Here is a 26,544-nt window from a genome sequence, read left to right as displayed (position 1 = left end):
AATTTGGCGTCCTGTCCCGCCGGCGGCCCCCCTCACGGTTGTGGGTCGTGGGCGTCGTAGCGGGCGAAGGCGCGGCGGCCCAGGCCGAGGGCCGTGACGGTCAGGATGCAGGCCAGGCCGCCGCCGATGATCGCGGTGGCCGGGGAGGTCAGGTCGGCCGCCGAGCCGGTGAGGAAGTCGCCGAGGCGGGGGCCGCCGGCGACCACGACGATGAAGACGCCCTGGAGCCGGCCGCGCATCGCGTCCGGCGTCGCCGCCTGGAGCATGGTGCTGCGGAAGACCATCGAGACGGTGTCCGCGCAGCCGGCCACGGCCAGGAAGAACAGCCCCAGCCACAAGTTCCGGGAGAGCCCGAAGCAGGCGATGGCCGCACCCCAGGCGGCCACCGCGATCAGGATGGCCAGGCCGTGCCGGCGGATCCCGCCGAGCCAGCCGGAGAACAGCCCGCCCAATACGGCGCCCACCGCGGGCGCGGCGACCAGCAGGCCGACGGTCTTGGCGTCCCCGCCGAACCAGAGCACCGCGACCGCCGGGAACAGTGCGCGCGGCTGGGCGAGCACCATCGCCGCCAGGTCGGAGAAGAAGGTCATCCGCAGATTCGGGCGGGTGGCGAGAAAGCGCAGGCCGTCCAGTACGGAGGCCCGGCGCCGCGGCCCCTCCCCCTGGTCGGGTCGCATGGACGGCAGTCGCCACATCGCGTACAGCGAGCCGCTGAAGGCCACCACATCGATCAGATACGCGGTCTGATAGCCCCACAGCCCGACGATGACGCCGCCCAGCATCGGCCCGCCCATCAGACCGAGGTTGCCGGTCAGGGAGTTGAGGGCGTTGGCGGCCGGCAGCTGCTCGGCGGGCAGCAGCCGCGGGATCATCGAGGTGCGGGCCGGTGAGTTCATCGCGAAGCAGACGGCCTGGCAGGCGACAACGGTGTAGAGCAGCCAGACCCGGTGGTATCCGGCCAGCGCGGCGGCGGCCAGCGCCAGGGACAGCACGGTCGCGCCCAGGGCGCTGTAGAGGCCCAGTTTGCGGCGGTCGACGGTGTCGGCGATGGCGCCGCCGTACAGCCCGAAGATGACCAGCGGCACCAGGGAGCACAGACCCACCAAGCCGACGGCGAAGGTGGAGTGGGTGAGGGCATAGACCTGGAGGGAGACCGCGAGCGCGGTCATCTGCTGGCCCATCCAGGAGACGGTGTTGCCACACCAGAGACGGCGGTAGTCCGGGGAGGTACGCAGCGGGGTCAGATCGGCGAAGATCCGGGAGCGCAGCGGTATTTCGCTCTTGTCGGAGGTCGTTGTAGGGGGCACGCGGCAGTAAAGCATGTGACGGGGGCGCGGTGGGCCCCGGGGCGGGAAGAGGCGCTCCGGACGCTTGCCCCTTACGGCCGGAGCGTACGGCCGGTCCGCCTCACCACCGCCACCGGGTAGCCGCGGCGATCTCCTCCGGCTCGCAGCCGGCGAAGTGGGCCTCCTCGGCGCGCCGGACCGCGAGCACCGCGCCGTGCAGGACCTCGCCCATCGCCTCGTACAGCGGGGCGGACTTCTCCAGCCGGTCGGCCGCCTCGGTGAGGGTGGCGGGGAGCCGTACGATGCCGCGCCGGGCGCGTTCGCGGACGCCGAGGGTGCCGGGGTCGCCGGCGTGCGGTGCCGGCAGCTGAGCCGCGGTCTCGATGCCGTGCAGCCCGGCGGCGAGGACCGCGCCGACCGCGAGATACGGATTGGCGGCGGCGTCGAAGGTCTTGACCTCGGCATGGCCGCCGTCCGGGTCGTCGGGGGCGCCGGTGATCAGGCGCAGCGCCGCCTCCCGGTTCTCCACGCCCCAGCACTGGTAGACGCCGGCCCAGTGGGAGGGCTGAAGCCGCAGATAGCTGGCGGGCGAGGGGCAGCCGATGGCGAGCAGGGCGGGCAGCGCGTTCAGGACGCCGCCGAGGAAGGCCACCGCGTCCGGTGCCAGGCCCCATGAGGCGTCCGGCGTGCGGTGCTGGCTGTCGCCGTCGCGGTACAGACCGAGGTGGAGGTGGCAGCCGTTGCCGACCTGGCCGGCGACGAACGACGGGGCGAAGGAGGCGCGCAGGCCGTGCCGGACGGAGACGGCGCGGACGGTCTCGCGGACCAGCACCACGTCGTCGGCGGCGCGGACGGGGTCGGCCGGGGCGGTGGTGACCTCGAACTGGCCGGGCGCGTACTCGGGGTGGAGCTGGAGGACGTCGATGCCCTGGACGGTCAGCGCCTCGGTGACATCGCGGAGGTAGTCGGAGAGTTCCACGACCCGGGTCATGCCGTACGCGGGGCCCGCGCAGGGGTAGTCGAAGGTCTCGTCCGGGCCGGTGGCGGCCTGCTGGGGCCCGTCCGGGGCGCGGGTGACCACCCACTCCGTTTCGAAGCCCATCCGCAGCTCCAGCCCGGCCGCGCCGGCCCGCTCCACCATCCGCCGGGCGAACTGCCTCTGGCAGGCGGGGTGCGGCCGGCCGAGCTGGTCAAAGCGGTCCACCGGCGCCCAGGCCCAGCCGGGCTGTGCGGCGAGTACGGTGACGCGGTCCAGGTCGGGGAAGAGCCGCAGGTCACCGTCGGGCCCGCCGAGGTGCTCGGATTCGGTGATGGTGTCGTCGGAGGTGAAGACGTCGAAGACGGGCGACATCCCGACGCCGCGCTCCGCGGCGGCCGCGAGCCGTTGCACCGGGATGGTCTTGACGCGGGTGACGCCTGCGTTGTCCACCCAGGTCAGCGCCACGTTCCGGACGCCTTCCGCCTCCAGCCGTGCCGCCAACTGGCGGGCTTCCTGGCGCTGTTCCGCAGCCCGCGTTCCCATAGAGCCGTCCTCACTCGACCGTGCCGAAGCCCCGGCACCCGTACCCGTACTCGTGCCCGCTGACCGCCCGTGCCGGTCCGGCTCGGCGCCGGCCGGTCAGGAGCAGTCGAACTCGCACCATACGCACTTTCCGCTGCCGCGCGGTTCCACACCCCAGACATCGGCCAGCCGGTCCACGAGGAGCAGACCGCGGCCGGAGACGCCGGCCTCGCCCGGTTCCCGGCGTCGCGGCAGGCTGCTGGAGTGGTCCTCGACCTCCAGCCGCAGCAGCCGCCCGACGCTGTGCGGCATACGGATGTTGACGACGGCCTCGCCATCGGTGTGCAGCAGCGCATTGGTGATCAGCTCGTCGGCGACCAGTTCGATCTCCTCGGCGCGGTCCGCCGCGCCCCAGGCGCGCACGGCGGCCCGGATCATGTGCCGGGCGGCGGAGAGCCCATCGGGGTCGGCGGGCGCGATGTGCTGGCGGAACCGTCCGACGATGTCGTGCTCCGGGGCGCCCAGCCGGCGCAGCAGAAGCAGCGCCATATCGTCCTCGCCGGTCCGGCCGCCCGCCGATTCGCAGAGCCGGTCGGCGAGTTGCTGGACGTCCTGGGGGCCGTCGCGGACCTCGCGGGCCAGCTCCCGCATCCCGATGTCGAGGTCGGTGCCGGGCTGTTCCACGATGCCGTCGGTGCACAGCAGCAGGGTGTCGCCGGGGGCGAGCTGGACCGTGGTGACCGGGTAGTCGAGCCGCCGGAATTCGGACGCGATACCGAGCGGCAGCCCGCCGGCCACCGGAAGCCGGCGGCAGATGCCCTCGGCGTGCCGCAGCAGCGGGTCGATATGGCCGGCCCGGACGATCCGGGCCGAGCCGGTGCTCAGGTCGGCGTCGACGTAGGTGCAGGTGGCGAAGCGGTCGGTGTCCAGTTCGTTGAGGAAGGCGGAGGCGCGGCCCATGACGGTGGCGGGGGCGTGCCCCTCGGCGGCGTAGGCGCGCAGCACGATCCGCAGCTGGCCCATCAGCGCCGCGGCCTGGGTGTCATGGCCCTGGACGTCGCCGATGACGGCGGCGACCCGGCCGTCGGGCAGCGGGATCACGTCGTACCAGTCGCCGCCGATGTCCCGGCCCATCCGGGCGGAGCGATAGCGGACGGCGATCTGGGCGCCGGGGATACCGGGGATCCGGCGCGGCAGCATGGCCTGCTGGAGGCCGGCGGCGAGATCGTGCTCCTGGTCGTAGAGCATGGCGCGGGCCAAGCTCTGCGCGATGCTGCTGCCGAGCGCCACCAGGACGTTGCGCTCCTGGTCGCGGAAGTCGCTCTCCCGCTCGAAGAACAGGCCGATCACCCCGATGGGGCGGCCCTGCGCGATCAGCGGCAGATAGGCGGCGGAGTTGACGTTCAGCGGCTCGATGGCCGGCCACAGCCGGGGCCACTTGTGCCGGAATTCCGCGCGGCTGCCCACATAGCGCGGGGTGAGGGTGCGGACGACTTCGCTCATCGGGAATTCGTCGCCCACCCGCGTGTATTCGAGGTCGGGCACAAAGCTGCCCGCCTTGCCCTCGGAGATCAGCCGGATGCGGCCCGCCTCTACCAGGCCCAGGATCACGTTCTCCGCCCCCAGCCGGCTCAGCCCCTGCTCATCGGCGAGCACCGCGATCACTTCACCGACCGTCCTGGCGTGGGCCAGAGCGGCGGTGGTGCGCTCGACGACGCTGGTGTGCCGCCGGCGCTCCTCGTCTCCGGCCAGCCGCTCCGCCGCGTGGGTGTATTCGTGGCTGGCGTCGCGGACCACCCCGATGATCCGGCGCGGCCGGCCGGTGCTGTCCCGGCGGATGCTGCCCTGGCTGTGCGTCCAGCGCAGCTCACCATCGCGCAGCCGGACCCGGAAGTAGGCGCCGTAGGAGTCGCTGCCGTCCTTGAGCGCCCGGGCGACCAGGGCATCCAGACGGGCCGCCTCATGGGCCGGGACGCGTCTGTTGAGGGTGGCCGGACGGTCGTCGTACTCCGCCGGAAGCATGTCGAAGACCTCGAGGGCGGGCGGGTCCATATGCATCAGCCCGCTGTCGAGGTCCCAGTCGAAGCCGCCCATGCCGTTGAGGGCCAGGGTCAGGTCCGGGTGGGCGGGCCAGTCGTCCGGCACCGACACGGTGGGCCGCTTCGCTCCCCGGTCAGCCATGACGTCACTTTGCCACATTCACCCGGATTGCGGCGTGCCCAGCCCATTTATCCGCGGCCACAGCGGCAGCGGCCGCCGCATCACTGACTCTCCTCTCAGGTTTCCCATGCCCTCGCACCCTGAACCCAGTCTTACCAAGCCCATACTCCTGCACCCTCCCCTTCACCGTTGCGATGTTCTCAACGCGCTGTTACGGTCCCGGACCATGGAGGACACCACCGGAGACCGGGTCACCGACGACGCCGGAGAGGTCACGGACCGTGTCCGGCAGGTGATCGGCCGGCTCGGATGCAGCCAGCGCGAGTTCGCCCGGCGGATCGTGATGGACCCCTCGAAGCTGTCCAGGTCGCTGGGTGGCACCCGGCGCTTCACGCTGGCCGAGATCGTGCGGATCGCCGATATCGGGGCGGTCGACACCGGCTGGCTGCTCGGCGCCCCGGAGCGGCCCGCGGCGCCGGCCGGCCGCGAACCGGCCGCCGTTCCCGAGGGCGGCCGGCCGCTCCAGCTCGTACGGGAGACCGTCCGGCTGATCGCCGAGCACGGCTTCCACGGCGTACGGGTCAGCGATATCGCCGCCGCCTGCGGCACCAGCCCGGCCGCCGTCCACTACCACTTCCCCGGCCGCGACGAGCTTCTGGAAGCGGCGGTGCGCTGGTGCATGGACGAGGACACCGCGCGCCGCGCCGCGGAGTCGGCCGCGGCCCCCGACGCCGGTGCCGAGCTGCTCCAGCTGATCGCGCTCCAGATCCCGCGCACCGAGCAGCAGCGCCGCCAGTGGCTGGTCTGGCTCGACCTGTGGGCCCAGGCGGCCCGCTCCACCGCCGTGGGGCGGCTGCATGAGCACTACTACCGGCAGTGGCGCACCACCGTCGCCGAGGTCGTACGCCGCGGCGTCGACCAGGGCGTCTTCCGCACCGTCGATCCGGAGTTCACCGCGCTCCGGCTGACCGCGCTGATCGACGGGCTGGCCACCCAGGTACTCGCCACCGCTCCGGACAGCACCGGCCCCGACACCATGCACACCGCGCTGCTCGCCTTCGTGGCAAGCGAACTCACCCCGGCCCCCACGGTCTGACGCCGCTTTCCGCCGAGCCCGAGGCACCCACCCGTAGACCGAGGCACCCGCCCCGTAGAAGGGACCCCCGTGAACCACGAGGTCATCATCACCTGCGCGCTCACCGGCGCCGGCGACACCGTCCGCCGCTCCCCGCACGTCCCCGTGACGCCCGAGCAGATTGCCGCCTCGGCCGTCGAGGCGGCGGCCGCGGGCGCCGCCGTGGTGCACATCCATGTCCGCGACCCCGGCACCGGCGAACCGTCGCGCGACCCGCGGCTCTACGCCGAGGTGGTCGAGCGGATCAAGGAGACCGGCACCGACGTCGTCATCAACCTCACCGCCGGCATGGGCGGCGACCTGGTGATCGACCCCGACCGGCCGCTCCGGCAGCTGCCCGGTACCGACCTGGTGAGCGGCCTGGAGCGACTGCCGCACGTCGAGGAACTGCTGCCCGACATCTGCACCCTGGACTGCGGCTCGCTCAACTTCGGCGACGGCTCCAACCTCTACGTCTCCACCCCCGACATGCTGCGGGCGGGCGCGAAGCGCATCCAGGAGCTCGGCGTACGGCCCGAGCTGGAGATCTTCGACACCGGTCAGCTGTGGTTCGCCAAGCAGCTGCTGGCCGAGGGGCTGCTGGATGACCCCACCGTCTTCCAGCTGTGCATGGGCATCCCGTGGGGCGCACCGGCCGACCCGGGGGTACTTCAGTCGATGGTCCACATGCTGCCCGAGGGCGCCCGGTGGGCGAGCTTCGCGCTCGGCCGGATGCAGATGCCGTGGGTCGCCCAGTCGATCCTGCTCGGGGGGCATGTGCGGGTGGGCCTGGAGGACAACCTGTACCTCAGCAAGGGCGTCAAGGCCACGAACGGACAGCTCGTCGAACGCGCCGTCCAGATCACCGAGTTGCTCGGCGCCACGGTCGCCACCCCTGACCGGGCCCGCGCCCTCCTGGGCCTGAAGCCCCGCACCTGACCCGCGGCCGCACCGCCCCGTCCCCCCTCCCTCTCCCGCCACCTGGAGCCGCTCCCTCATGCCGGAAACCACCCCTGCCCCCTGCGCCCCCGAGGACGTACGCCGCGTCGCCTGTATCGGCGCCGGAGTGATCGGCGGCGGCTGGGTCGCCCACTTCCTCGCCCGCGGCTACGACGTCACCGCCTGGGACCCGGCCGCGGACGCCGGGGACCGGCTGCGCCGCCTGGTGGCCGCCGCCTGGCCCGCGCTGGAACAGATAGGACTGGCCGACGGCGCCTCGCAGGACCGGCTGACGCTCGCCGGCACCCTCGCCGAGGCGGTCACCGACGCCGACTTCGTCCAGGAAAGCGCCCCCGAGAAGCTGGAGTTGAAGCGCTCCCTGCTCGCCGAGCTGGCCGCCGCCACCCGGCCGGGCGTGGTCATCGCCTCCTCCACCTCGGGCTACCCGATGACCGATATGCAGACGGCGGACGGGAACGCGGGCCGCCTCGTCGTCGGCCACCCCTTCAACCCGCCGTACCTCATCCCGCTGGTGGAGGTCGTCGGCGGCGAGCGGACGGACCCCGAGGCCGTCGCCTGGGCCGCCCGCTTCTACGGCGTGGCCGGCAAGTCCGTGATCACCATGGACCGCGAACTGCCCGGCTTCATCGCCAACCGCCTCCAGGAGGCGCTCTGGCGCGAGGCGCTCCACATGGTCGCCAACGGCGAGGCCACGGTCGAGGACATCGATGCCTCGATCACCGAAGGGCCGGGCCTGCGCTGGGCATTCATGGGCCCGTGCCTGACCTTCGCGCTGGCCGGCGGCGAGGGCGGGATGGCCCATATGCTCGACCACTTCGGCCCGTCCCTGAAGTCACCGTGGACCCGTCTGGAGGCGCCCGAACTGGACCGCGCGCTGCGCGACGCCATGGTCGACGGCTGCCGGGAGGCCGCGGGCGACCGTACGTACGCGGATCTGGTCGCCGCGCGCGACCAGGGCGTCATCGACGTCCTCCGCGCCACGGGCCGGCTGGGGAGCACCCGCCGATGAGCGCCGCCACCACGGGCGGCCTGCCCCTCTTCCGCCAAACGGTCCGGGACGAGTGGATCGACTACAACGGCCATCTCAGCGAGGCCTACTACGTCCTGATCTTCGGCTTCGCGACCGACGCCCTGATGGACGCGGCCGGCCTCGACGCCGCCTACCGGGAGCGCACCGGCTGCTCCCTGTACACGGTCGAGGCCCATGTCCGCTATCTCCGCGAGGTCGCCCGCGACAGCCAACTCACCGTCCGTACGACCGTGTTGGGCGTGGACGGCAAGAAGCTCCGGCTGGTCCATGAGATGTTCGCCGGGGAGCCCTCCGGCGAACCGGTGGCCACCGAGGAACTGTTCACCCTGCACATCGACCAGGCCACCGGCCGCTCGGCCGCGCTGCCCCCGACGGCCCGCGAGCGCCTCGCCGGCCTCATCGGGCCTGCGCCGGAGTGGGCGGGGCGCGGTATCCGCGAGGTGTGAGGCGGCGGCGCGCGGAGGGCCGGGCGGGTGGCCGGGCGGGTGGCCGGGCGGGTGCGACGACGCGGCGCCGGGCCCGTGGCCCGCTGGTGGCCCGCCCGCCCCGCGCCCTCCCGGTGCGATGCTGGACCGGGAGGGATCACCTCCCCCGCCCACCGAAGGGAAGTGACCATGAGCACCACCCGAGGCCACCGCATCGACGTCGAAGAAGGCACCGACCACGTCCGCGTCGAGATCGGCGGACAGCTGATCGCCGAGAGCCGCCGCCCGCTGCTCCTCTCCGAGACCGGCTATCCGGTGCGCTACTACCTCCCTCCCGAGGACGTACGCACCGAGCTGCTCACCCCGTCCGGGACGCATACCGTCTGCCCCTTCAAGGGCACCGCCTCCTACTGGTCGCTCGCCGACGGCCCGGAGGACTTCGTGTGGGCCTACCCCGAGCCGCACCCCGAGGTCGCCCGGATCAAGGACCACTTCTGCTTCTACGAGGTGGAGTTGGTCTGAGTCGTGGCAGCCCGGCGCCCCACCCGAGAGGAACAGGAAAGAAACCTGACAATGGCCGGACGCTCGCCCGTATGGCAGCGCGCCCGCCCCCCTGGCGACACCGGCCGGCCGCACGGCGCACAATCGAAGCGTGAACGACGCGGACAGCCCCCACGACCGGCCCCTCCCGTCCCGCCCGGCCGCCCCGCACCGGGCGGTCGACGAAGGCGGCGATCCGGCCTGCTGGCTGGACCAGGTGTGTGACGCCTGCGGCCGGATCAGAGAACGGCCCGGCAGTGCGGTCTGCGAGCACTGTGGGGCCGGGGCGGAAACAGGCGGCGAAGGCGCGGGCGGGGGCCGGTCCGGGCCCCCGAGCGCGCCCCCGACCCCGACCCCGACGTCGCCCGGGAATCCTGGCGCGCCCGACCCCGCCGGGCCGCGCCGCCGGGACCGTGACGAGGAGGGGCGGGCCCGTAACGCCCGCCCGCGTGACGGGCTCGGCCGGCCGCTGCCGTACGGCTCCCCCGGCGTGGCCCGACAGCCCGAGGGCGTGCCCCGGACGCCCGCGCAGTCGCTGGCCGAGGCGCAGCGGCTGCTCGACGGCGGAATGCCGTTCCATGCCCATGAGGTCCTGGAGGACGCCTGGAAGGCGGCGCCCGAGGCGGAGCGCGAGCTGTGGCGGGGACTCGCCCAGCTCGCGGTGGGACTCACCCATGCGGCACGTGGCAACACCGCGGGCGGCACGGCGCTGCTCGACCGGGGCGCGACGGCCATCGCGCCGTACGAGGAGACCGCCCCCTACGGGATCGACATCACCGGACTCCTGGCCTGGGCCCAGGAGTTGACCGGGCGTCTGACCGCCTCCGGGTCCGTGCCGGCCGCGGAGACCGCGCCCCGGCTGCGGCGACAGGAGACATGACCGAAAAACGCCCCACCGGGGATCAGGCGCGGGCCGACCCGCCGGACACCCCCGAGGGGCCTACGCTGCCCCTCCCCTCCGTCCACTGCGGAAGCGGGCCTGCCGCCATCGAGCGAGCAAGGGGCCCAGCCCCAGTGCCGCGACACCGGCGCCGCCCGCCCCGAGGACGAGGGTGGTGCGCCAGGGCAAGCCGCCACGGGGCGCGGCTTCGGTGACCTCGGCAGCCATCGGGCGCATCGGACCGGCGCCGTCGGCGGCGGCGCGCGCGGCATGCAGGGTGCCCACCGGCTGGGCCGTGCCGGCGGTGCGGAAGCCCCAGTCCAGCAGGGCGGCGGCCTCCTTGTAGACGCCGTTGTACGCCTGCGACTGGGGGTTCAGGACGGTGACCAGGAGGGTGCGGCCGTTCCGGCGCGCGGCGGCGATCAGGGTGTTGCCGGCCTTGCTGGTGTAGCCGTTCTTGACGCCGATGATGCCGGGGTAGCGGGACATTCCGTGCGAGCCGGCCAGCAGGCGGTTGGTGTTCTCGATCTGCGTGGCGCCGCCCGCGCCGGGGAACGTGGCGCGGGCGGTGGCGCAGTAGCGGGCGAAGTCCTCGTTGGCGAGCCCGGCGCGGGCGAAGACCGTCAGGTCGTGGGCGGAGGACACCTGACCGGGCGCGTCATAACCGTCCGGGGACTTGACGGTGGTGTCGCGTGCGCCGAGCTTCCGGGCGTTCTCCTGCATCTCCTCCGCCGTGGTCCGCCAGCCGCCGTTCATCGCGGCCAGCACATGCACCGCGTCGTTACCGGAGCGCAGGAAGACCCCGCGCCACAGGTCGCCGACGGTGTAGCGGCGGCCCTGCCGGACGCCGACGACGCTGCTGCCGGCCCCGACCCCCGCGAGGTCGGCGGAGCTGACCCGGCGTACCGAGCCCGCCGAGAACTTCGGCAGGACGGTGACCGCGAACAGCGTCTTGAGGGTGCTGGCCGGGGCGAGCTTGCGGTGCGGGCTCTTCGCGGCCAGCACGTTGCCGGTGTCCGCGTCGGCCACCATCCAGGACAGCGCGCTCAGGCCGCTGGGCAGCCTCGCGGTGCCGGGGTCGGTGGGCGCCTGTACCCCGGCGGCGGACTGACGGGCCGTCGCCCCGTTGGCTGCGGCCGGTATGGACGTCAGCGACATACCGGCGACGGCAATCAGCGCCACCACACCGGCCTTCCTGGACACACCTGCGTCAATTGCCATGGCGCCACGCTAAGAAGCGGTGCCGCGGACCGCAGCGCGGTTGAGCCAGACGGCTCAGGGCCGCGCCGAACCACCGGGCGTGTCGCAACTGCAACAGGTGCAAAGAAGGACCCGCCCGGTGCGACGGGGGATGCACACCGGGCGGGTCTCAGGAACCTTTCTACCGCATGAGCGAACGGTTATGCCTCAAAAACTTGTTCGTTTGCCGATTACCAGGTGACGGGCAGCGAAATCAGGCCACGCGCCCGCAGCGCCCGACGATGCTGCAAATCACCACGCGGGACGGCCAGTCGCAGCTCCGGGAAGCGGCCGAGGAGCGCCTCGAGCGCGGTGACGGCCTCCAGGCGGGCGAGCGGAGCACCGAGACAGTGATGGATGCCGTGCCCCATCCCGAGGTGCCCGGAGAGGCCCCGGCCGCGGTCCAGCGCGTCCGGCTCAGGGAAGCGCGCGGGGTCGCGGTTCGCGGAAGCGATCGACAGCAGCACGCTCTCCCCGGCCGGGATCCGTACGCCGCCGATCTCCATGTCCTCCGTGGGGAAGCGACGGATCGCCACCGGATACGGGTTGTCGAAGCGGAGGAACTCCTCCACGGCTGCCGGGAGTTCGGCCGGATTGCGGTGCAACTGCCGCAGTTGCTCCGGGTGGTCGAGCAGGGCGAGCGCCGCGTTGCCGATGAGATGGGCCGTGCTCTCGTATCCGGCGAAGAGAATGAGGAAGGCGAGCGAGGTCAGTTCGTCCTCGGTGAGCCGGTCGTCCTCCTCGCCGGGGGCCGCCTCGTCGCGCACCGCGATCAGATCCGAGAGCAAGTCGTCGCCCGGTTCCGCGCGCTTGGCCGCGATCAGTCCGGTGTAGAACGTCAGCATCGCCCCGATCGCCTCCTTCATCAGCTCCGGCCGGTCCGGGTCCGGGGTGATGAGGGCGTCCGACCAGGCCAGGAAATCGGGGCGGTCCCGGTGCGGGATACCCAGCAGATCGCAGATCACGGCGATCGACAGCGGCGCGGCGTAGTCGGCGATCAGGTCCCCGGAGCCGCGCTCCGCCATCGTGTCCAGCAGCTCGCCGGCGATCCGCCGTGTGGGCGCGCGCAGCGCCTCGACCCGGCCCGTGGTGAAGCCCTTGACCACCAGCCGGCGCACCCTGGTGTGATCCGGTGGGTCCATGTTCAGCAGATTGGCGTCCAGCGCGGGCGGCAGGGCGAAACCGCGGTAACCGCCCGGCGCGGCATGCCGCTTGTCCAGGGAGAGCCGGGGGTCGGCGAAGGCGCGGCGGACGTCGTCGTAGCGGGTCACCAGCCAGGCGGGGTGCCCGTCGGCTCCGGTGATCCGGTGCACCGGCCCGGCGTCCCGCAGCGCGGCGTAGGCGGCGTACGGATCGTCGAGGAGGGGCGTCATATCGATGGGCGCGTCGGGGCCGGTCTCGGCGGTGTTCTGCATGAGCCCGACCCTAGGGGGTGTCCGCAAAGTCCCGCCTTGCGCACGCCACCCGGCGACGGTCCCGAGGGCGGCACCGGTCGCATGGGCCGGTGCCGCCCGGGTGGTACGGGCGGCCCGGACCCCCGTGCCGGGCCACCCCGTCTGTGGTGCTTCCTCAGCCGTGCGCCACCGAGCTCCGCTGGCGCAGTTCGGTGAGCACGGTGTCGATCAGCGGCGAGTGGTAGACGTCCGCGACCAGTGCCAAGTGCTCGTATTCCGCGGTGAGTTCGGCCGGGTCCGTGCCGTTGGCGACCACCACGCTGTCGGCACCGTGCTCGGGGACATGGCCCACCGCGCGGTTCTCCAGGCCGCGGCGGAGCGCGGCGGCCTCCGCGACGGCGGCCAGCTGCCGGTCGTCGAGCGCGACCGCGCGGGCCCGCTCGCGGGCGATGTCGACGGCGTCGGACTCCACATGACGGCGGATACCGCGCTGTACGTCCCGGATCTCGGCCATCTGCCGGTTGGCCCGCCACTCCAGATCGGCGAACGGCCAGCGCACGGACCACACCGGGGTGCCCATCGTGACCTCGGGGGTCTGTGCGGTGACGGTCCGCCAGAGCGGGGAGAGCCGGCGCAGTCGGCGCCAGGCGGCGACCCGGGGGCCGGCCGCGGGCAGTGCGAATCCGGCGAGGACCATCAGCGCCGCGACCGAGGCGCTCAACGGGGCCACCCCGTTGGAGAGCCACAGTGCCGGGTGGCCCGTCCAGGACAGGACGAAGCCGATGACCTTGCAGGAGCAGTAGACGAGGCCGAGCCAGCAGCCCGCGGCCAGCACCCGCAGACCACGCGCCAGGTGGGTGCCGCCGAGCTGTGCGGCGTAGCGGGGGCAGAGGGTCCCCAGGGCCGCCGAGCTCAATCCGAAAATGGCCAAATACAGCACCAGGAACAGCATGACCCCCGGGGAGTCGGTGTAGGCGGTGCTGAAGTCGCGGGGGTGCTCGACGGCGTCCGGCCGGCCGACCGCGAAGCCGGTGATCGCCACCGCCCACAGCGCGGCCACAGTCCCGACGGCGACGCGCGCCCTGCGCCGGACACGGGCCCGCGCCTGCGCGCCCTCGCCCGCCGTCCAGCGCAGCAGCAACACCAGCGCACCGGCGGCGAACACCACGACGGAGGAGTAGAGAAACACCATGGCGAGGTTGGCCACGCCCATCAGCCGGTCGAAGGCGCGGTAGACGCTGGGCGCGGAGAAGAGGAAGACCGTCGCCACCCCGCCGGTCATCACACAGGCCAGTCCCAGGTCCGCGTTGCTGCGGTCCCGGAACCACGCGACGGACTTGTACCCGACGATCGCCCAGGCGGCGACGCCGAACGACAGATAGATGACGTCAAACACGCGGGCCCCCGTCCTGCGCCGCGCCCGCTCCCGCGCCGTCGGTCCGCTCGACCCCGGCCGGGGTCTCCTGCCGCCGGATGTGCTGGAGCGCGGGCCCGAGCGCCGCCGCCAGTTCGGCCGCCTGGCCCTCCAGTGGCAGGGCACGTTCGGCCGAGGACGGCGCCACCCGCTCCATCAGGAGCGTGCCGAGCACTTCGGTCTCCCGCTCGGCGAGGTTGTCATAGCCGTGATGCCGGGCGAAGCCCATGGTCAGGCCCATCCTGCGCATGGCGGTGGCGACATCGACGGACGGCGTCCACAGCTTCAGCGCGTCCTCGGTGACCGCCGGATCCTGGCCGTGTCCCAGCAGGAGGTGGCTCAGCTCGTGCAGCACGATGTGCGCCTGGTGCCACGGTGAGGTCTTGACCTCGTAGAAGACCCAGTAGGCGTCGTCCGTGACGGCCGTCATCCCCGAGACCACGCCGCCCAGGCTCATCGGCACCAGGTGGACGGGCCGCGCCACCCGCGCGGCGACGATGTCGCACATTCCGCGCAGATCCGTTGTGGCCGGCAGCGCCAGCTCCTTGATGAGCCGCTTGCACCGCCGGCGTATCTGCCCCACTCGCATGCTCGTCCCGTCCTCGTCTCCGACCCGCTGCCAGGAAGAGAAGATCTGGCCGCCCTCAGCGGTCCGCACCGGCTCACTCACCGCGTCGGTCACCGCCCTGCTCCGGCGGATCGGCCGGCAGGTTCATCTGCTGCCGGAACTGGGAGATGATCGTCGTCAGACTGTCCTGCACCTCCGGCGGCAACCCGACGGAGCGCAGCGCGATCGCGCGCACCCGCTGGTCCCGCATCGCGGCCAGGAAACGGACCTCTTCCTCCACCCGCGCGGCCTGCGGCTGCGAGAGGTCCCCCAGCAGATAACCGACCGGCACGGCAAAGAACTTGGCCAGCGCGCGCAGCAGCTCCGGGCTCGGGTTCGTACGCCTGCCGTTGCGCAGCATCGACAGATACTGCTCGGTGACCTTGACCCCGCCGTACTCCTCCGCGCCCCCGCTGATCTCCTCGGCCACAAAGGCGTTGGTATACGGAGCCCCCGGCGGATGCATGTTCGCGAAGAGGTGGTTGAGCCGTTCCGCGAGCACGCTGCCCGCCCCCTTGGACCGGCTGTCTCCCCCCACGTTCATCTCTACCGTCCCCCGTTGATTGAGCCCAACGAACAGTTAAGGCTCCGTCACCTCGCGCTCATCCTGACACGCCAGGAACGCGGTGCACCAGTCCACTTACGGACAGTAGGGATCGCCGGACTTAACCGGGAGTTGAGTGACTCCCAACCCCGCCCGCCCACTCCCCTGTTGGCCGCGGCTCACCACCCGCCCACTAGGCTGCCGGGCCATGACGGTCCCGAACATGCGCCAAGGAACCTGCCCCGCCTGCGGTTCGCAAGAGGTCTACTGCCTGAAGGCGATCAAAAGGCAGTTCATGGTGGAGCTCGGCTATTGGGGGGCGGAGGACATTCCGAGCAAGGTGCTGGTGTGCGTGGAGTGCGGCTACTGCGAGCGCTACCTCCAGCTCACGGAGAAGCACAAGAAGAAGATCAGGGACGAGGCCCCACGCGTACAGGGATGAAAGCCGGATCCGGCCTTCGCACAGCTCGCCGTCCGGCTCCTAGTCGGCGCGGCCCGTCGCCGCCACCGTGACGCCCAGCCCGATCATTGCGAAGCCGCCCGCGCCGCCCACCATCGACAGGCGCCGGTCCGAGCGGGCGAACCAGGAACGGGCCGCCGAGGCGCCCAGGCCCCACAGGGTGTCCGTGATCAGGCCGATGGCGGCCGGGACCAGGCCCAACACCATCATCTGGAGGGGGACGTGGCCCGCCGCGTGGTCCACGAACTGTGGCAGCACCGCGGCGAAGAAGACGATGCCCTTCGGGTTGGTGACGCCCACGAGAATCCCGTCCAGGATCGTGCGCAGATCGCCACGCCGCTCGGTCGCCGGGGCCTCCATGGCCGCCGCGCGCATCTCCTTGCGGTGCCGGAACGCCTGCACGCCCAGATAGACGAGGTACGCCGCTCCGGCCATCTTCACGGCCATGAACACTGCCGCCGAGCCCTCCACCAGCGCGCCGAGGCCCCATGCCACGGCAACCACCAGGGCGTACGAACCCACCAGGTTGCCGAGGACCGTCGCGAGCGCTGTGCGGCGGCCGTGTGCGAGGGCCCTGCCGATCACGAACAGCACACTCGGCCCCGGAATCACGATCACCAGCAGCGACATCGCCGCGAACGCGAGAATGCTCTCCGTGGACACCATGTGTCCCTCACCTCCTGAAATGCGTTCCAGGGGCTCATACAAACAGAGGGCGGGCCGTTCGCTCCAGGCTCATCCACATTCCGATATCGCCAGGCATCGGCAGGGGCCGCCCCGCCGCAGCAGATCTCGCGCGCGCGGCGGCCGCATGGGTCATGAGGCCCGTCGGGCTCCAACCCAGCAGGCACGCACGGCACTTGAGCGGGACAGGGCCGGTACCGGAGCGCTCCCGCGCTGCTCCCCCAAACACCCTCGAACGCACTGTAGGGGCCATCCGAAGATGACCCCTACCTGCGCTTGCACCGTCGGGACGACAGGATTTGAACCTGCGACCCCTTGACCCCCAGTCAAGTGCGCTACCAAGCTGCGCCACGTCCCGGTGCCCGATCCGGCCGGGATGTCCCGGCTGACCGCGCACGAGAACAATACCGCATGTCAGAGGGTGGGGGCTGCCACTTTCCCGTCCCCCGGCGGGGCGGCGGGTGCGAGATGAGTAGCTGTACTCATGCGCCGGTGTCACCGTGCCGCCACGCTACGCGCATGACTACTCCATCGATTCAGCGGCCGACGACCACGGCCTTCTTCGTGCAGGCCGCGATCTCCTTCGGGCTGTCGCTGGTGGCGCTGGTGATCGGGATCATCAAGCTGCCGGTGGGGCCGTGGGAGCGCGGTTTTCTCGCCCTCGGCCTGATTTTCGTGGTGTCCTCGGCATTCACGCTGGCGAAGTGCGTGCGCGACCGCCAGGAGGTCGAGGAGGTGACGAACCGGGTGGACAAGGCCCGGATCGACAAGCTCCTGATCGAGCAGGACGTCTTCAAGCCGGGGCAGGTCTGACCCCGGCGGCCGCGGGCCCTGGATCTCCCGGCCCGCGGCCCCACGCTTGACCTCAAGCGCACTTGAGGTTGCAGGCTCTGTCGTATGACGCCTCTGACGACAACCTCCGTGGCGGGCACCCCGGCGAGGCCCGCTCCGCACGGCGACCGCATCGGTTTCGCCGAACTGCCGGACCTGATGAGCCTGATGACGGGCGATGAGAAGCACGGACCGGCCGCCACCTCCACGCTCGACGCCCTCTGGGTCCTCTACGACCGGGTGCTGCGGGTCTCCCCCGGCACCGCCACGGACCCGGGCCGGGACCGTTTTCTGCTCTCCAAGGGCCATGGCCCGATGGCCTACTACGCGGTGCTGGCCGCCAAGGGCTTCTTCCCTACCGAGTGGCTGCCGGGCTTCGGCTCGTACGACTCGCCGCTCGGCCACCACCCCGACCGGATGCTGGTGCCCGGCGCCGAGATCGGCAGCGGTTCGCTGGGCCACGGGCTGCCGCTGGCCGTCGGCACCGCCCTGGGCCTGCGGGCGCAGGGCCGGCCCGGACCGGCCGTATGGGCACTGATCGGCGATGCCGAACTGGACGAGGGCAGCAATCACGAGGCCCTGGCCTACGCGGCCGCCGTGGGCCTGGACCGGCTGCACACCGTGGTCATCGACAACGCCTCCGCCACTCATGGGTGGCGCGGCGGGATCGCCTCCCGCTTCGAGGCCGCGGGGTGGTCCGTGGCCACCGTGGACGGCCGCGACCACGAGGCGCTGCACGCGGCCTTCAGCGCGCCGCACCCGGGCCGTCCGCATGCGGTGATCGCCCGTGTCGAGCCCAAGGACGCCTGAGCCGCCGCCCCATCTTCCCGTATACGACCAGGACTTCGAGAGGGTTTCAGTGATGGACACCATGCGTGAGCGCTTCGCCTCGGTCACCTCGCGGATGCTGGCGGAGGACCAGCGGCTGGCACTCGTCCTCGCCGACATCGGGGCGGCCGGCTTCACCGAAGCGCAACAGCGACATCCGGACCGGGTGGTGAACGTCGGCATCCGTGAGCAGTTGCTGATCGGTGTGGGCGGCGGAATGGCGCTCACCGGGCTCCGCCCGATCATGCACACCTTCGCCAGCTTTCTGGTGGAGCGCCCCTTCGAGCAGCTGAAGCTGGACCTCGGCCACCAGGGCGTGGGCGGCGTGCTGGTGAGCGCCGGGGCCTCCTACGACTGGCCGAGCGGCGGCTTCACCCATATGGCGCCCGGCGATGTCGCGCTGCTGGACACGCTCGACGGCTGGACCGTGCACGTTCCCGGGCACCCGGACGAGGCCGAGACGCTGCTGCGGCACGCCGCGGCGGCCGGTGACGACAAGGTCTATGTCCGGCTGTCCATGCAGACCAACGCCGCGCCCCGGACGGTGGACGGGGCGCGCTTCCGGACCGTGCGGGAGGGGCACGGCGGGGTGGTGATCGCCGTCGGCCCGATGCTGGACAGCGTGCTCGCCGCGACCGAGGGGCTGCCGCTGACCGTGCTCTACGCGACGACCGTGCGGCCCTTCGACGCCGCCACGCTGCGCGCCGCGGCCGCCGGCACCTCGGATGTGGTGATCGTGGAGCCCTGTCTCGCGGGGACCTCGACGCGGCCGGCGGCCGAGGCGCTGGAGGACCGGCCGCACCGGCTGCTGGGGCTCGGCGTCGGCCGCCAGGAGCTGCGCCGCTATGGGCAGCTCGACGAGCACCTGGCGGCACACGGCCTCGATCCGCGCGGCCTGCGCGAGCGGATCACCGGGTTCCTGTCGGGACGGGCCTGACCGGCCCGAAGGGTACGGGGCGCGGGGGCCCACCGGCTCAGATGTGCTTGTCGAGCCAGGCCAGCAGGTCGTCCTGGACCTCCTCGCGGTTGGTCTCGTTGAGGATCTCGTGGCGGGCGTCCGGATAGGCCGTCCACGTCAGATCGCGGGTGCCCACATAGCGGAAGTCCTCCAGGAGTTCATGGACCAGGGTCATCCCCTGGTGGCAGGGGTCGAGCTCCCCCACGGCGACATGGACGGGCAGGCCGCGCGGCATCCGGGCGAGGTTCGCCGGATCGTTGATCTTGCGGATGGCGCATACCCAGTCGACGGCGAGACCGGCGGAGAAGGGGAAGCCGCAGTCCTCGTCGGCGGCATAGGCATCCACCTCGGCGGCGTCACGGGAGAGCCATTCGTAGCCGGTGCGGGAGGTGAAGGCGTCATTGAAAGAGCTGAAGGTGCGCGGGATGAAGGCGGAGAGCGCGCCGCGGCCGCGCTCGGCGATCTCCTCCTCCAGCCCGGCCACGGCACCGTCGATGTCCAGTCCGGGCAGGGTACGGAAGGTGCCGGTGAGGATCAGCCCGGCGAGGTCGGCGCCGTACTCCTGGGCGTAGTCGCGGGCCAGCATCGCGCCCATGCTGTGGCCGAGCAGTACCAGCGGGAGGCCGGGGTGGGCGCCGGCCGCGTGATTGCCGATGCCCTTGAGGTCGCTGACGATCGCCCGCCAGGCGTCCTCGCCGACCACCCCGCGGCCGCCGGTGGAGGCGGCGGTGGCGCCGTGACCGCGGTGGTCGGAGGCGATGACGGCATAGCCGTGGCCGGCCAGAAAGCGCGCGAAGCGGTCGTAGCGCCGGCCGTGTTCCGCGGCGCCGTGCGCGATCTGGACGAGGGCACGCGGGTGGCCGGACTCCGGGAGCCAGGTGTAGGTGGCGATCCGGGCGCCGTCCGGGGCCTGGTGGAAGTCCTGCTGCATGGCCTGCATGCGTCGTCTCCTGACTGCCGGGGCGGTGGCTGACGAGTCCTCGCCGCCCACTCTTCCGCGCCGGGCGGCGGTACGCCATGGGGCGCGCGTGGCGTAGGTGGCCCGGTGTCCGCGCGGCGTGGCACCGATCGGGCGGTTCTTGCCCGGCACTGCCACATGCCGCCGAACCCGGTGGATATGACGTCAGTGCCATTGCAGTAAGGGCATTGCGCAGTTACTCAATCCACTGATGACTGTTGATTCGGATCCCCGGCGTCGACGCATTGCGGGTTGGCGCAGTGGCTGTTGAGAACGACCATCGCGGCGGCTTGTCCGGATGAAGGACGTTCCCGCCCGGTGAAACGAAGAGGCGTTTCACAGCGATCACACCGGACGGTCTTACCGTCGCGCCCCTTCGTCGCCGCCTTCAGAATTCGGCTGACGTGATCGCCATTGTGACTGGTCATGCGCTCACCGTAGCCAGCTTCCGGCGTTCGCGGGAGCCTGTCTCTCCTTCTTGCTGACGCCGTACTGCGGGGAGGCGGACCGACGGAGGAGCCCCGGTCACATGATCCCGGGGAGGCGTGGGGTGGCGCGGTTCCGGGGGCCTCGGTACCGCGCCACAGTCGTTGTGGCACAGGGGGTGGTGCGCGGGTGCTGCACGCATCAACTCCGCGTCCGAACACCTCCAGTTGATGTTTCATGTGCCCCGCAGTAGGTATGCCAACGGGTATTGCACGGGGTAAGTGAAAGATCACTTTCCGGAACGTTCGCTGGAGACGGCACCGCCCGTGCCGTCCCAAGGCGGGGTGCGACCAGCGCGGGGAAGATCGCGAAGGAGGGACTCGTCTTGCATCGCTATTTCACGGACCAGAGACATGAGGCACTCCGGCACCGGGTGCGGGACTTCGCCGAGCGCGAGGTCCGCCCCCGGATTGCCGAGATGGAGGCGAGCCGTTCCGTTTGCCATGAGCTGTCTCGTCTGATCGCCCGTCAGGGGTGGATAGGCGCGACCGTGCACCGCGCCTACGGCGGGATGGGTGCCGGGCACGTTGCCAAGACCCTGATCATCGAGGAGCTCTCGCGGGTGAGTGCCGCGATGGGCGCCATGGTGCAGGCGTCCCAGCTGGGCGTCGCGAAGATCGTCCACTTCGGCAGCGAGGAGCAGAAGAAGACCTGGCTGCCGGCCATAGCCTCCGGCGACTGCCTGCCGACCATCGCGGTCACCGAACCGCAGTCCGGCGGCCACGTGCTGGGCATGTCCTCCACCGCGGTCCGCGACGGCGACGACTATGTCCTCAACGGCCGGAAGATCTACGTCGGCAACAGCCATGTCGGCGATCTGCACGGCGTCGTGGCCCGCACCGGTGAGGGCTCCAAGGGCCTCTCGGCGTTCCTCGTGGAGTCCGACACCCCCGGCTTCCGGGTCGGGCCGCAGCAGCCCGCAATGGGCCTGCACGGCTTCAGCTTCGGTGAGCTGTTCTTCGACAACTGCCGGGTCCCGGCGGCGAATCTGCTGGGCCGGGAGGGCGACGGGCTGTCGGTCGCCTACTCCTCCAGCGTGCTGTACGGACGCCCTAATCTGACCGCCGTGTCGCTGGGCATCCATCAGGCGGTGCTGGACGAGACGACGAGGTTCTGCACGGAGCGGCAGCGCTACGGCAAACCCCTGGCCGACCTCGCCAACATCAAGCTGAAGCTCGGGCGCATCCAGTCACGGCTGCTGCTGGGCCGGCTGTCCGCGTACCACGCGGTCCATCTGCTGGACCAGGGCCTGCCGTGCGACGCGGAGCTGATGAACGCCAAGCTGGTCAATGTGGAATCGGCGCTGGAGTCGGCGCGCGACGCGATGGACATCCACGCCGCGTGCGGCCTGTTCACCGACCGGCCGGTGGAACGTTTCCTGCGCGACGCCCACCACATCTTCGCGCCGGCCGGCACCTCCGACATCCAGCTGCTGCGCCTGGGCGAACTCGCCCTGGGCCGGGCGCAGGGCGACTGGTCCAGCCGGCTCGCCGATCTGCTGCGGCTGGAGCCCTCGGAGTGGCCCGAGGAGGACGAGGCCACCGACCGGGCCCCCGCGGAGCCGCCGGTCACCGTGCGGCCCGAGGACCCCACGCCCACGGTGCCGGGCCAGCGCACCGGACCGACGCGCCCGCACTCCTGGTTCGCCCGGCCGAGGTGAGCGACCGGCTCTGACCCGGCGCCGCGGCGGCCCGGGTCAGAGCCGATGGCCCGTGTCAGGGCCAACACCGCGGCCCCGGGCCGGCCGTCCGGCACAAAGGCCGTCCGCCGGGCACCGGGGCCGGAGCTGGAGTTGGAGTTGGAGCTGGGAGTCTGAGCCGTGGCTGGGAGTCAGGACCGCATCAGGGCGCGTCGATCTGCTGCTTCTCCATCCGGTGGATCTGCTCGACGAGTTCGGCGGCCATCGCCTTGATGGTCTCCAGCCCCTCCCGCCCCCAGGGGCGCGGTTCGAGGTCCACGACACAGACGGTGCCCAGCGCCGTCCCCGTACGGTCGATGAGCGGCGCGCCGAGGTAGGAGCGGATGCCGATCTCATCGACGACGGGGTTGCCGGCGAACCGTGGATAGTCGCAGACGTCCTCCAGCACCAGGGCCTTGCGGCGGACGATGACATGCGGGCAGTAGCCGTGGTCCCGGTCCATCACCCGGCCCGGCTGGGCACTGGCGGGCGCCGGTCCCAGCTCGACGGCCTGGTCCTGGGAGGGCGTGTAGAGACCGGCGAAGTACTGCCGCCGCTCGTCGATGAAGTTGACCATCGAGTAGGGCGCCCGGGTGGTCCGGGCGAGCTTGCGCGCGAACTCGTCGAACGCGGGCAGCGGGGACTCGCCGATCCCCAGGGCGCGCAGTCGGGCGACGCGCGCCGGGGCTTCGTCGTCCTGCGGAGTCAGCAGCAGATGGCGCGTCGGGTCGTAGGAGATGTACGGGACGCGGGAGGCGGGGTGGTTCATGGCAGCTCCGGGGTCGCGGCGAGGGCGGGGGTGAGCAGATGCTGGACGAGCGAGACCAGGACGCGGGTGGCCGAGCCGCCTTGGCGGGCGTCGCAGAGCACGACGGGAATGTCCGGGGAGACATCCATGGCGCTGCGGACTTCGTCCGGGTCGTAGCGGTAGGAGCCCTCGAACTCGTTGACGGCGACGATGAACTGGATGCCGCGCCGCTCGAAGAAGTCGACGGCGGCGAAGCACTGGTCCAGGCGCCGGGTGTCGGCGAGGATGACCGCGCCGAGCGCACCGTTGGACAGCTCGTCCCACATGAACCAGAAGCGCTGCTGCCCGGGCGTCCCGAAGAGGTAGAGGACGTGCGCGGGGCTGAGCGTGATCCGGCCGAAGTCCATGGCGACGGTGGTGGTGCTCTTCTCCTCGACGCCGGCCAGATCGTCCGTCCCCACGCTGATCTGGGTGAGCAGTTCCTCCGTGCTGAGCGGCTCGATCTCGCTCACCGCACCGACGAAGGTCGTCTTGCCGACCCCGAACCCGCCCGCGACCAGGATCTTGAGCGCGGTGGGGAAGAGGTCTGCCGTGGGGTCCCCCTGGGTGCGGGGGTCACAGTCGTTTGCGAAGTCCATTCAGCACCGCCTCCAGCAGGGCTCGGTCGGTACGGGACGCGGGCCCTGCCGAAACGGCTGCGGGGGCCCGCGCGGTGATAGCCCCGCAGTCGACGAGGTCGGCGAGGAGCACTTTGGTGACCACGGCGGGCAACCGTATGTGGGCGGCGATCTCGGCGACCGAGACCGGCCCGCCGCACAGCCCCAGCACCTGGGCGTAGTCGGGCCCCTGGCAGGAGACGGGCCGCCGGCCGGTGGCCATCACCATGGTCAGCAGGTCGAAGTGCGCCGTCGGACGGGTCCGGCCGTTGCTGATGGTGTACGGACGGACCAGCCGGCCGGCCGCGTCGTCGTACCACGGCTCCCCGCCCTGCCGCCGAAGGCGACGCACGGTCATGGTCAACGACCACCCGCGGGCGCCTGCTGACGTGCGGGGGTGGACAGATACGGCCGGACGCTCTTGACCAGCATCGACATTTCGTAGCCCAGCACCGCCACATCGGCCTCGCGGCCGGCGAGCACGGCCAGACAGGCGCCCGAACCTGCGGTGGAGACGAACAGGAAGGTGGACTCCAGCTCGACGACGACCTGAAGGACGTCGTCACCCTCCCCGAAGCGCACACCGGCGCTGCGGGCGAGGGAGTAGAGGCCGGAGGACAGCGCGGCCATGTGGTCGGCGCTGTCCGGGTCGAACCCATGGGCGGCCTTGACCAGGCCGTCCGACGACAACAGGAGCGCGCTCCGGGCGTGCGGCACCCGCTGTACGAGCCCGGTCAGCAGCCAGGACAGATCGGTGTGCTGGCCGCCCTGCGGCTGCAAATGCGCCTGCGCACGCACATCACTCACCATGGTTACGGTCGTCTCCTCGGGGGCGGGCCATCGGGGCGTCGTGGTCACGGTCGTAGAGCAGGTCGTTGCCGGCCGGGCTGCTGGGGTCGCCGCCCTGGGCCGGGATGGTGCCGTTGCCGCCCGCGGTGTCCTGGGCGTAGCTGTCGTCGCCGAGACTGAAACCGCGTCGGAAGGCGGCCATCAGGCCGGGGTCGTGCTCGGGTTCCGGTCCCGTACGGGTCGTCGTGGACGGCAGGATCGGATCGCCGCGCAGCTCGGGAACGAGATGCGTCTGCTTGCGCCGCCGGGGCAGCCGCGGGCGGGCGGCGTTGTCCACGGCGGGCGGGGCGGGCGGCAGCACGACCGGGCCGGGCCGGTCGGCGGGCGCGGGGTCGGGGGCGGACGTCTCGTGGGTGTGCGCGTCGGGCAGGTGCGCGTCAGGCAGGCGGACGTCGGGGGTGTGGGCGCCGGACGCGCGGACCAGCCGGCGCCGGGTGGCGACGGATTCGGGATCGGGGTCCGCGGGGGCCGGGGCCGGTTCCGGGCGGCTCTCGTAGCCGCGCGGCGACAGGTCGAGCGCGTGGTCGGGAGCGGGCCCGGGGGCGGGAATGGCGAGGGTGCGGGGCACCGCGGGACCGGGGTCATGGCGGTCGTGCCGCTCCTGCCCGGCGTCGGCGGCGGGGGCCTGGTCGACGGGGTATCCGCTCTCGTACGTCCCCTCGTCCAGCAGGTCGTGCGCGGGTGCCGGGCCGGTGTCCGGCGATCCGGCTTGCGGTGATCCGGTGTCCGGCGATCCGGTGTGCGGCGCCGCCGCGTTCGCGTCTCCCCCGGCCGACTCCGCGCCGAGCAGCCCCTGGGGCACGATCAGCACGGCCTGCACACCGCCGTAGATATTGCTCTGGAGCCGGACCACGATGCCGTGCCGCCGGGCGAGCGAGGAGACCACGAAGAGCCCGATCCGGCCGTCGCTCAACAGCTCGGCGACATCGATGTGTTCGGGGTCGGCCAGCAGGCCGTTCATCCGCGACTGTTCCTCCGCGGACATCCCCAGCCCACGGTCCTCGACCTCGACCGCGAGTCCGGCGGTGACGAGTTGGGCGCGCAGCAGGACCGGGGTCTGCGGCGCGGAGTAGATCGTGGCGTTCTCGACGAGTTCGGCGAGCAGGTGGATCACGTCGGCGACGGCATGGCCGCGCAGGGTGCCCTCGATCGGCGGCACCAGCTTGATCCTCGGGTACTGCTCGACCTCGGCGATCGAGGAGCGCAGCACCTCGGTCAGGGACACCGGGCGGCTCCACTGGCGGCGCGAGATGGCGCCGCCGAGGACGGCGAGGTTCTCGGCGTGCCGGCGGATGCGGGTGGCCAGGTGGTCGACGTGGAACAGGCCCTTGAGCAGGTCCGGGTCCTCGACCTGGTTCTCCAGCTCGTCCAGCAGCTCGATCTCGCGGTGCACCAGGGACTGCAGCCGGCGGGCGAGGTTCACGAAGACCTCGACCTTCTGTTCACTGCCGCTGGCGTTGCTGCGGGCGATGGCGACCGCGTCGATGACGGCGGACTCGGCGGCCCGGCCCGCGGCGGCCACCTCATGGGCGAGCAGGTCGAGGGTGTCGCCGGTGGGCACCGGTCCCGGGTCGGGCTCGCGGCGCTGGATCCACTCGCCCTGCCGTACGCGGTCCAGGAGGTCGTACAGGTCGGACTGGCTGCGGGCGCAGACCTGGCGCAGCCGGGCGTAGCGGGCGACGGTGGCCCGGGCCTCGGAGTTGGCGGCGGCACCCGCGGTCAGCACGATGACGCAGACCAGGGCGAGCCCGCCGCACAGCACCACCCACTCGCGTCCGGTGATCCGGGCGCCCCCGGCCTGCACGACGAAGGCGGCGACGGCCGTGCAGAGGACGGCGACCAAGAGGCAGGGGATGGCGGCGAGCCTGACCAGACGGGACCGTATCGCCGAGTCGGCGGCCGACTCGGGGAACGCGGCACGGCCGTGTCGTCCGCCCTCACGCTCCCGCCGCCGGGCGGCGGCGGGTACGGGGGCGGCCCCCGGGGAACCCTGGGACCCTGGGGATCTCTGACCCTCCTGGGACAGCTGGGTCCCCTGGGGGAATGCGGTAGGCATCGGCGCCCTCCGGATCGGCCGTGGCAGTTCGCGGAGCACGCACGCTAGTTGTTGCCGGGGTGGTGTCCGGAGCCACTTCGGGGTTTCGCTACCCCACGCCACCTCCCTGAGTGGCCGCCACCCGCACATCAGTCCGAGGTGAACCGAACTTCCGTTCCTTCATGGCGAGTTGAGGTTTCCGACCGTGCCCCTTTCGATAGCTTGCGAACGGCGCTCGCAAGCACGATGCGCGCTGGGGACATTGGTTCGGACCCGGGG

26 protein-coding genes, 1 tRNA gene and 1 pseudogene are annotated in these 26,544 nt (G+C 72.0%); 11 read left to right on the top strand and 17 right to left on the bottom strand.

Features of this window, described 5'->3' with window-relative positions; genetic code table 11:
- Nucleotides 1-32 precede the first annotated feature (32 nt).
- The 3 genes from AC3EUV_RS02405 to AC3EUV_RS02395 all read right to left on the bottom strand — a co-directional run bounded on the left by AC3EUV_RS02405 (nucleotide 33) and on the right by AC3EUV_RS02395 (nucleotide 4,968).
- Nucleotides 33-1,322, bottom strand: a complete 1,290-nt coding sequence (locus AC3EUV_RS02405) for an MFS transporter (RefSeq protein WP_435602004.1) — start codon at nucleotides 1,320-1,322, stop codon at nucleotides 33-35.
- An 85-nt stretch (nucleotides 1,323-1,407) separates the two neighbouring features.
- Nucleotides 1,408-2,808 (bottom strand): glutamine synthetase family protein, encoded by a 1,401-nt coding sequence (locus AC3EUV_RS02400; protein ID WP_435602003.1) that lies wholly within the window; start codon nucleotides 2,806-2,808, stop codon nucleotides 1,408-1,410.
- A gap of 96 nt (nucleotides 2,809-2,904) precedes the next feature.
- Complete coding sequence (locus AC3EUV_RS02395) at nucleotides 2,905-4,968, bottom strand: SpoIIE family protein phosphatase (RefSeq protein WP_432140666.1); 2,064 nt, start codon at nucleotides 4,966-4,968, stop codon at nucleotides 2,905-2,907.
- Between the two features lie 205 nt (nucleotides 4,969-5,173).
- Between AC3EUV_RS02395 and AC3EUV_RS02390 the strand changes: the two genes are divergently transcribed.
- The 6 genes and pseudogenes from AC3EUV_RS02390 to AC3EUV_RS02365 form a co-directional block, all read left to right on the top strand.
- Entirely contained in the window at nucleotides 5,174-6,043 is an 870-nt protein-coding gene (locus tag AC3EUV_RS02390) for a TetR/AcrR family transcriptional regulator (RefSeq protein ID WP_432140665.1), read from the top strand.
- Between the two features lie 69 nt (nucleotides 6,044-6,112).
- Nucleotides 6,113-7,000 carry a beta-keto acid cleavage family enzyme gene (locus tag AC3EUV_RS02385; RefSeq protein WP_042160919.1) on the top strand — a complete coding sequence of 296 codons (888 nt, stop codon included), beginning with the start codon at nucleotides 6,113-6,115 and terminating at the stop codon, nucleotides 6,998-7,000.
- 58 nt (nucleotides 7,001-7,058) lie between these two features.
- Nucleotides 7,059-8,030 carry a 3-hydroxyacyl-CoA dehydrogenase NAD-binding domain-containing protein gene (locus AC3EUV_RS02380; RefSeq protein WP_432140663.1) on the top strand — a complete coding sequence of 324 codons (972 nt, stop codon included), beginning with the start codon at nucleotides 7,059-7,061 and terminating at the stop codon, nucleotides 8,028-8,030.
- Nucleotides 8,027-8,497, top strand: coding sequence for a thioesterase family protein (locus AC3EUV_RS02375; RefSeq protein WP_435602002.1), 471 nt, complete (start codon nucleotides 8,027-8,029; stop codon nucleotides 8,495-8,497). The genes AC3EUV_RS02380 and AC3EUV_RS02375 overlap by 4 nt, the downstream gene beginning before the upstream one ends.
- Nucleotides 8,498-8,665: 168 nt before the next feature.
- On the top strand, nucleotides 8,666-8,998 hold the full coding sequence (locus tag AC3EUV_RS02370) for a DUF427 domain-containing protein (protein ID WP_432140661.1): 333 nt from the start codon (nucleotides 8,666-8,668) through the stop codon (nucleotides 8,996-8,998).
- 421 nt (nucleotides 8,999-9,419) lie between these two features.
- Nucleotides 9,420-9,896: pseudogene (locus tag AC3EUV_RS02365) on the top strand (DUF309 domain-containing protein); the annotation flags it as partial.
- A 60-nt stretch (nucleotides 9,897-9,956) separates the two neighbouring features.
- On the opposite strand, the gene AC3EUV_RS02360 reads toward AC3EUV_RS02365, so the two are convergent.
- From AC3EUV_RS02360 to AC3EUV_RS02340, 5 genes are all read right to left on the bottom strand, one after another.
- Complete coding sequence (locus AC3EUV_RS02360; protein ID WP_432140660.1) at nucleotides 9,957-11,117, bottom strand: D-alanyl-D-alanine carboxypeptidase family protein; 1,161 nt, start codon at nucleotides 11,115-11,117, stop codon at nucleotides 9,957-9,959.
- Between the two features lie 209 nt (nucleotides 11,118-11,326).
- Nucleotides 11,327-12,550, bottom strand: coding sequence for a cytochrome P450 family protein (locus tag AC3EUV_RS02355; protein WP_435602001.1), 1,224 nt, complete (start codon nucleotides 12,548-12,550; stop codon nucleotides 11,327-11,329).
- Nucleotides 12,551-12,704: 154 nt separating this feature from the next.
- A complete protein-coding gene (locus AC3EUV_RS02350) occupies nucleotides 12,705-13,925 on the bottom strand; it encodes an MAB_1171c family putative transporter (RefSeq protein ID WP_432140658.1) in 1,221 nt (406 codons plus the stop codon).
- A complete protein-coding gene (locus AC3EUV_RS02345) occupies nucleotides 13,918-14,526 on the bottom strand; it encodes a hypothetical protein (protein WP_435602055.1) in 609 nt (202 codons plus the stop codon). The genes AC3EUV_RS02350 and AC3EUV_RS02345 overlap by 8 nt, the downstream gene beginning before the upstream one ends.
- Nucleotides 14,527-14,605: 79 nt before the next feature.
- Nucleotides 14,606-15,094: a helix-turn-helix domain-containing protein gene (locus tag AC3EUV_RS02340; RefSeq protein WP_432140657.1), complete on the bottom strand. Its 489-nt coding sequence runs from the start codon at nucleotides 15,092-15,094 to the stop codon at nucleotides 14,606-14,608.
- 208 nt (nucleotides 15,095-15,302) lie between these two features.
- On the opposite strand from AC3EUV_RS02340, the gene AC3EUV_RS02335 reads away from it, so the two are divergent.
- A complete protein-coding gene (locus AC3EUV_RS02335; protein ID WP_432140656.1) occupies nucleotides 15,303-15,536 on the top strand; it encodes a hypothetical protein in 234 nt (77 codons plus the stop codon).
- A gap of 39 nt (nucleotides 15,537-15,575) precedes the next feature.
- On the opposite strand, the gene AC3EUV_RS02330 is transcribed toward AC3EUV_RS02335, so the two are convergent.
- Together AC3EUV_RS02330 and AC3EUV_RS02325 are read right to left on the bottom strand one after the other, a co-directional pair.
- Nucleotides 15,576-16,220: a LysE family translocator gene (locus tag AC3EUV_RS02330; protein WP_432140655.1), complete on the bottom strand. Its 645-nt coding sequence runs from the start codon at nucleotides 16,218-16,220 to the stop codon at nucleotides 15,576-15,578.
- A gap of 302 nt (nucleotides 16,221-16,522) precedes the next feature.
- Nucleotides 16,523-16,596, bottom strand: a tRNA-Pro gene (locus AC3EUV_RS02325).
- A gap of 161 nt (nucleotides 16,597-16,757) precedes the next feature.
- On the opposite strand from AC3EUV_RS02325, the gene AC3EUV_RS02320 reads away from it, so the two are divergent.
- The 3 genes from AC3EUV_RS02320 (at nucleotide 16,758) to AC3EUV_RS02310 (ending at nucleotide 18,834) form a co-directional block, all read left to right on the top strand.
- Nucleotides 16,758-17,051 (top strand): YiaA/YiaB family inner membrane protein, encoded by a 294-nt coding sequence (locus AC3EUV_RS02320; RefSeq protein ID WP_085922519.1) that lies wholly within the window; start codon nucleotides 16,758-16,760, stop codon nucleotides 17,049-17,051.
- Between the two features lie 84 nt (nucleotides 17,052-17,135).
- Nucleotides 17,136-17,879, top strand: a complete 744-nt coding sequence (locus tag AC3EUV_RS02315) for a thiamine pyrophosphate-dependent enzyme (RefSeq protein WP_435602000.1) — start codon at nucleotides 17,136-17,138, stop codon at nucleotides 17,877-17,879.
- Nucleotides 17,880-17,931: 52 nt separating this feature from the next.
- Nucleotides 17,932-18,834 carry a transketolase family protein gene (locus AC3EUV_RS02310; RefSeq protein WP_435601999.1) on the top strand — a complete coding sequence of 301 codons (903 nt, stop codon included), beginning with the start codon at nucleotides 17,932-17,934 and terminating at the stop codon, nucleotides 18,832-18,834.
- 37 nt (nucleotides 18,835-18,871) lie between these two features.
- Here AC3EUV_RS02310 and AC3EUV_RS02305 read toward each other — a convergent pair whose 3' ends face one another.
- Nucleotides 18,872-19,795 carry an alpha/beta fold hydrolase gene (locus tag AC3EUV_RS02305; RefSeq protein ID WP_435601998.1) on the bottom strand — a complete coding sequence of 308 codons (924 nt, stop codon included), beginning with the start codon at nucleotides 19,793-19,795 and terminating at the stop codon, nucleotides 18,872-18,874.
- A gap of 218 nt (nucleotides 19,796-20,013) precedes the next feature.
- On the bottom strand, nucleotides 20,014-20,241 hold the full coding sequence (locus tag AC3EUV_RS02300; RefSeq protein ID WP_432140651.1) for a hypothetical protein: 228 nt from the start codon (nucleotides 20,239-20,241) through the stop codon (nucleotides 20,014-20,016).
- Between the two features lie 383 nt (nucleotides 20,242-20,624).
- Here AC3EUV_RS02300 and AC3EUV_RS02295 point away from each other — a divergent pair, with 383 nt between their 5' ends.
- The gene (locus AC3EUV_RS02295; RefSeq protein ID WP_432140650.1) at nucleotides 20,625-21,959 is read left to right on the top strand and encodes an acyl-CoA dehydrogenase family protein; all 1,335 of its coding nucleotides are present in this window, start codon (nucleotides 20,625-20,627) and stop codon (nucleotides 21,957-21,959) included.
- Nucleotides 21,960-22,140: 181 nt separating this feature from the next.
- On the opposite strand, the gene AC3EUV_RS02290 is transcribed toward AC3EUV_RS02295, so the two are convergent.
- From AC3EUV_RS02290 to AC3EUV_RS02270, 5 genes are read right to left on the bottom strand one after another with little or no spacing between them, the layout of a single operon-like run.
- Nucleotides 22,141-22,746, bottom strand: a complete 606-nt coding sequence (locus AC3EUV_RS02290; protein WP_432140649.1) for a GAF domain-containing protein — start codon at nucleotides 22,744-22,746, stop codon at nucleotides 22,141-22,143.
- The gene (locus tag AC3EUV_RS02285; RefSeq protein WP_432140648.1) at nucleotides 22,743-23,363 is read right to left on the bottom strand and encodes a GTP-binding protein; all 621 of its coding nucleotides are present in this window, start codon (nucleotides 23,361-23,363) and stop codon (nucleotides 22,743-22,745) included. The genes AC3EUV_RS02290 and AC3EUV_RS02285 overlap by 4 nt, the downstream gene beginning before the upstream one ends.
- Complete coding sequence (locus AC3EUV_RS02280) at nucleotides 23,341-23,739, bottom strand: DUF742 domain-containing protein (RefSeq protein ID WP_042160962.1); 399 nt, start codon at nucleotides 23,737-23,739, stop codon at nucleotides 23,341-23,343. The genes AC3EUV_RS02285 and AC3EUV_RS02280 overlap by 23 nt, the downstream gene beginning before the upstream one ends.
- A gap of 2 nt (nucleotides 23,740-23,741) precedes the next feature.
- The gene (locus AC3EUV_RS02275) at nucleotides 23,742-24,191 is read right to left on the bottom strand and encodes a roadblock/LC7 domain-containing protein (protein WP_018088399.1); all 450 of its coding nucleotides are present in this window, start codon (nucleotides 24,189-24,191) and stop codon (nucleotides 23,742-23,744) included.
- Complete coding sequence (locus tag AC3EUV_RS02270; protein WP_435601997.1) at nucleotides 24,181-26,286, bottom strand: sensor histidine kinase; 2,106 nt, start codon at nucleotides 26,284-26,286, stop codon at nucleotides 24,181-24,183. The genes AC3EUV_RS02275 and AC3EUV_RS02270 overlap by 11 nt, the downstream gene beginning before the upstream one ends.
- Between the last annotated feature and the right edge of the window lie 258 nt (nucleotides 26,287-26,544).

The organism is Streptomyces sp. bgisy130 (assembly GCF_057708345.1).
Note: the sequence above shows the minus strand (reverse complement) of the source record. Positions and strands in the feature narration are given on the sequence as shown.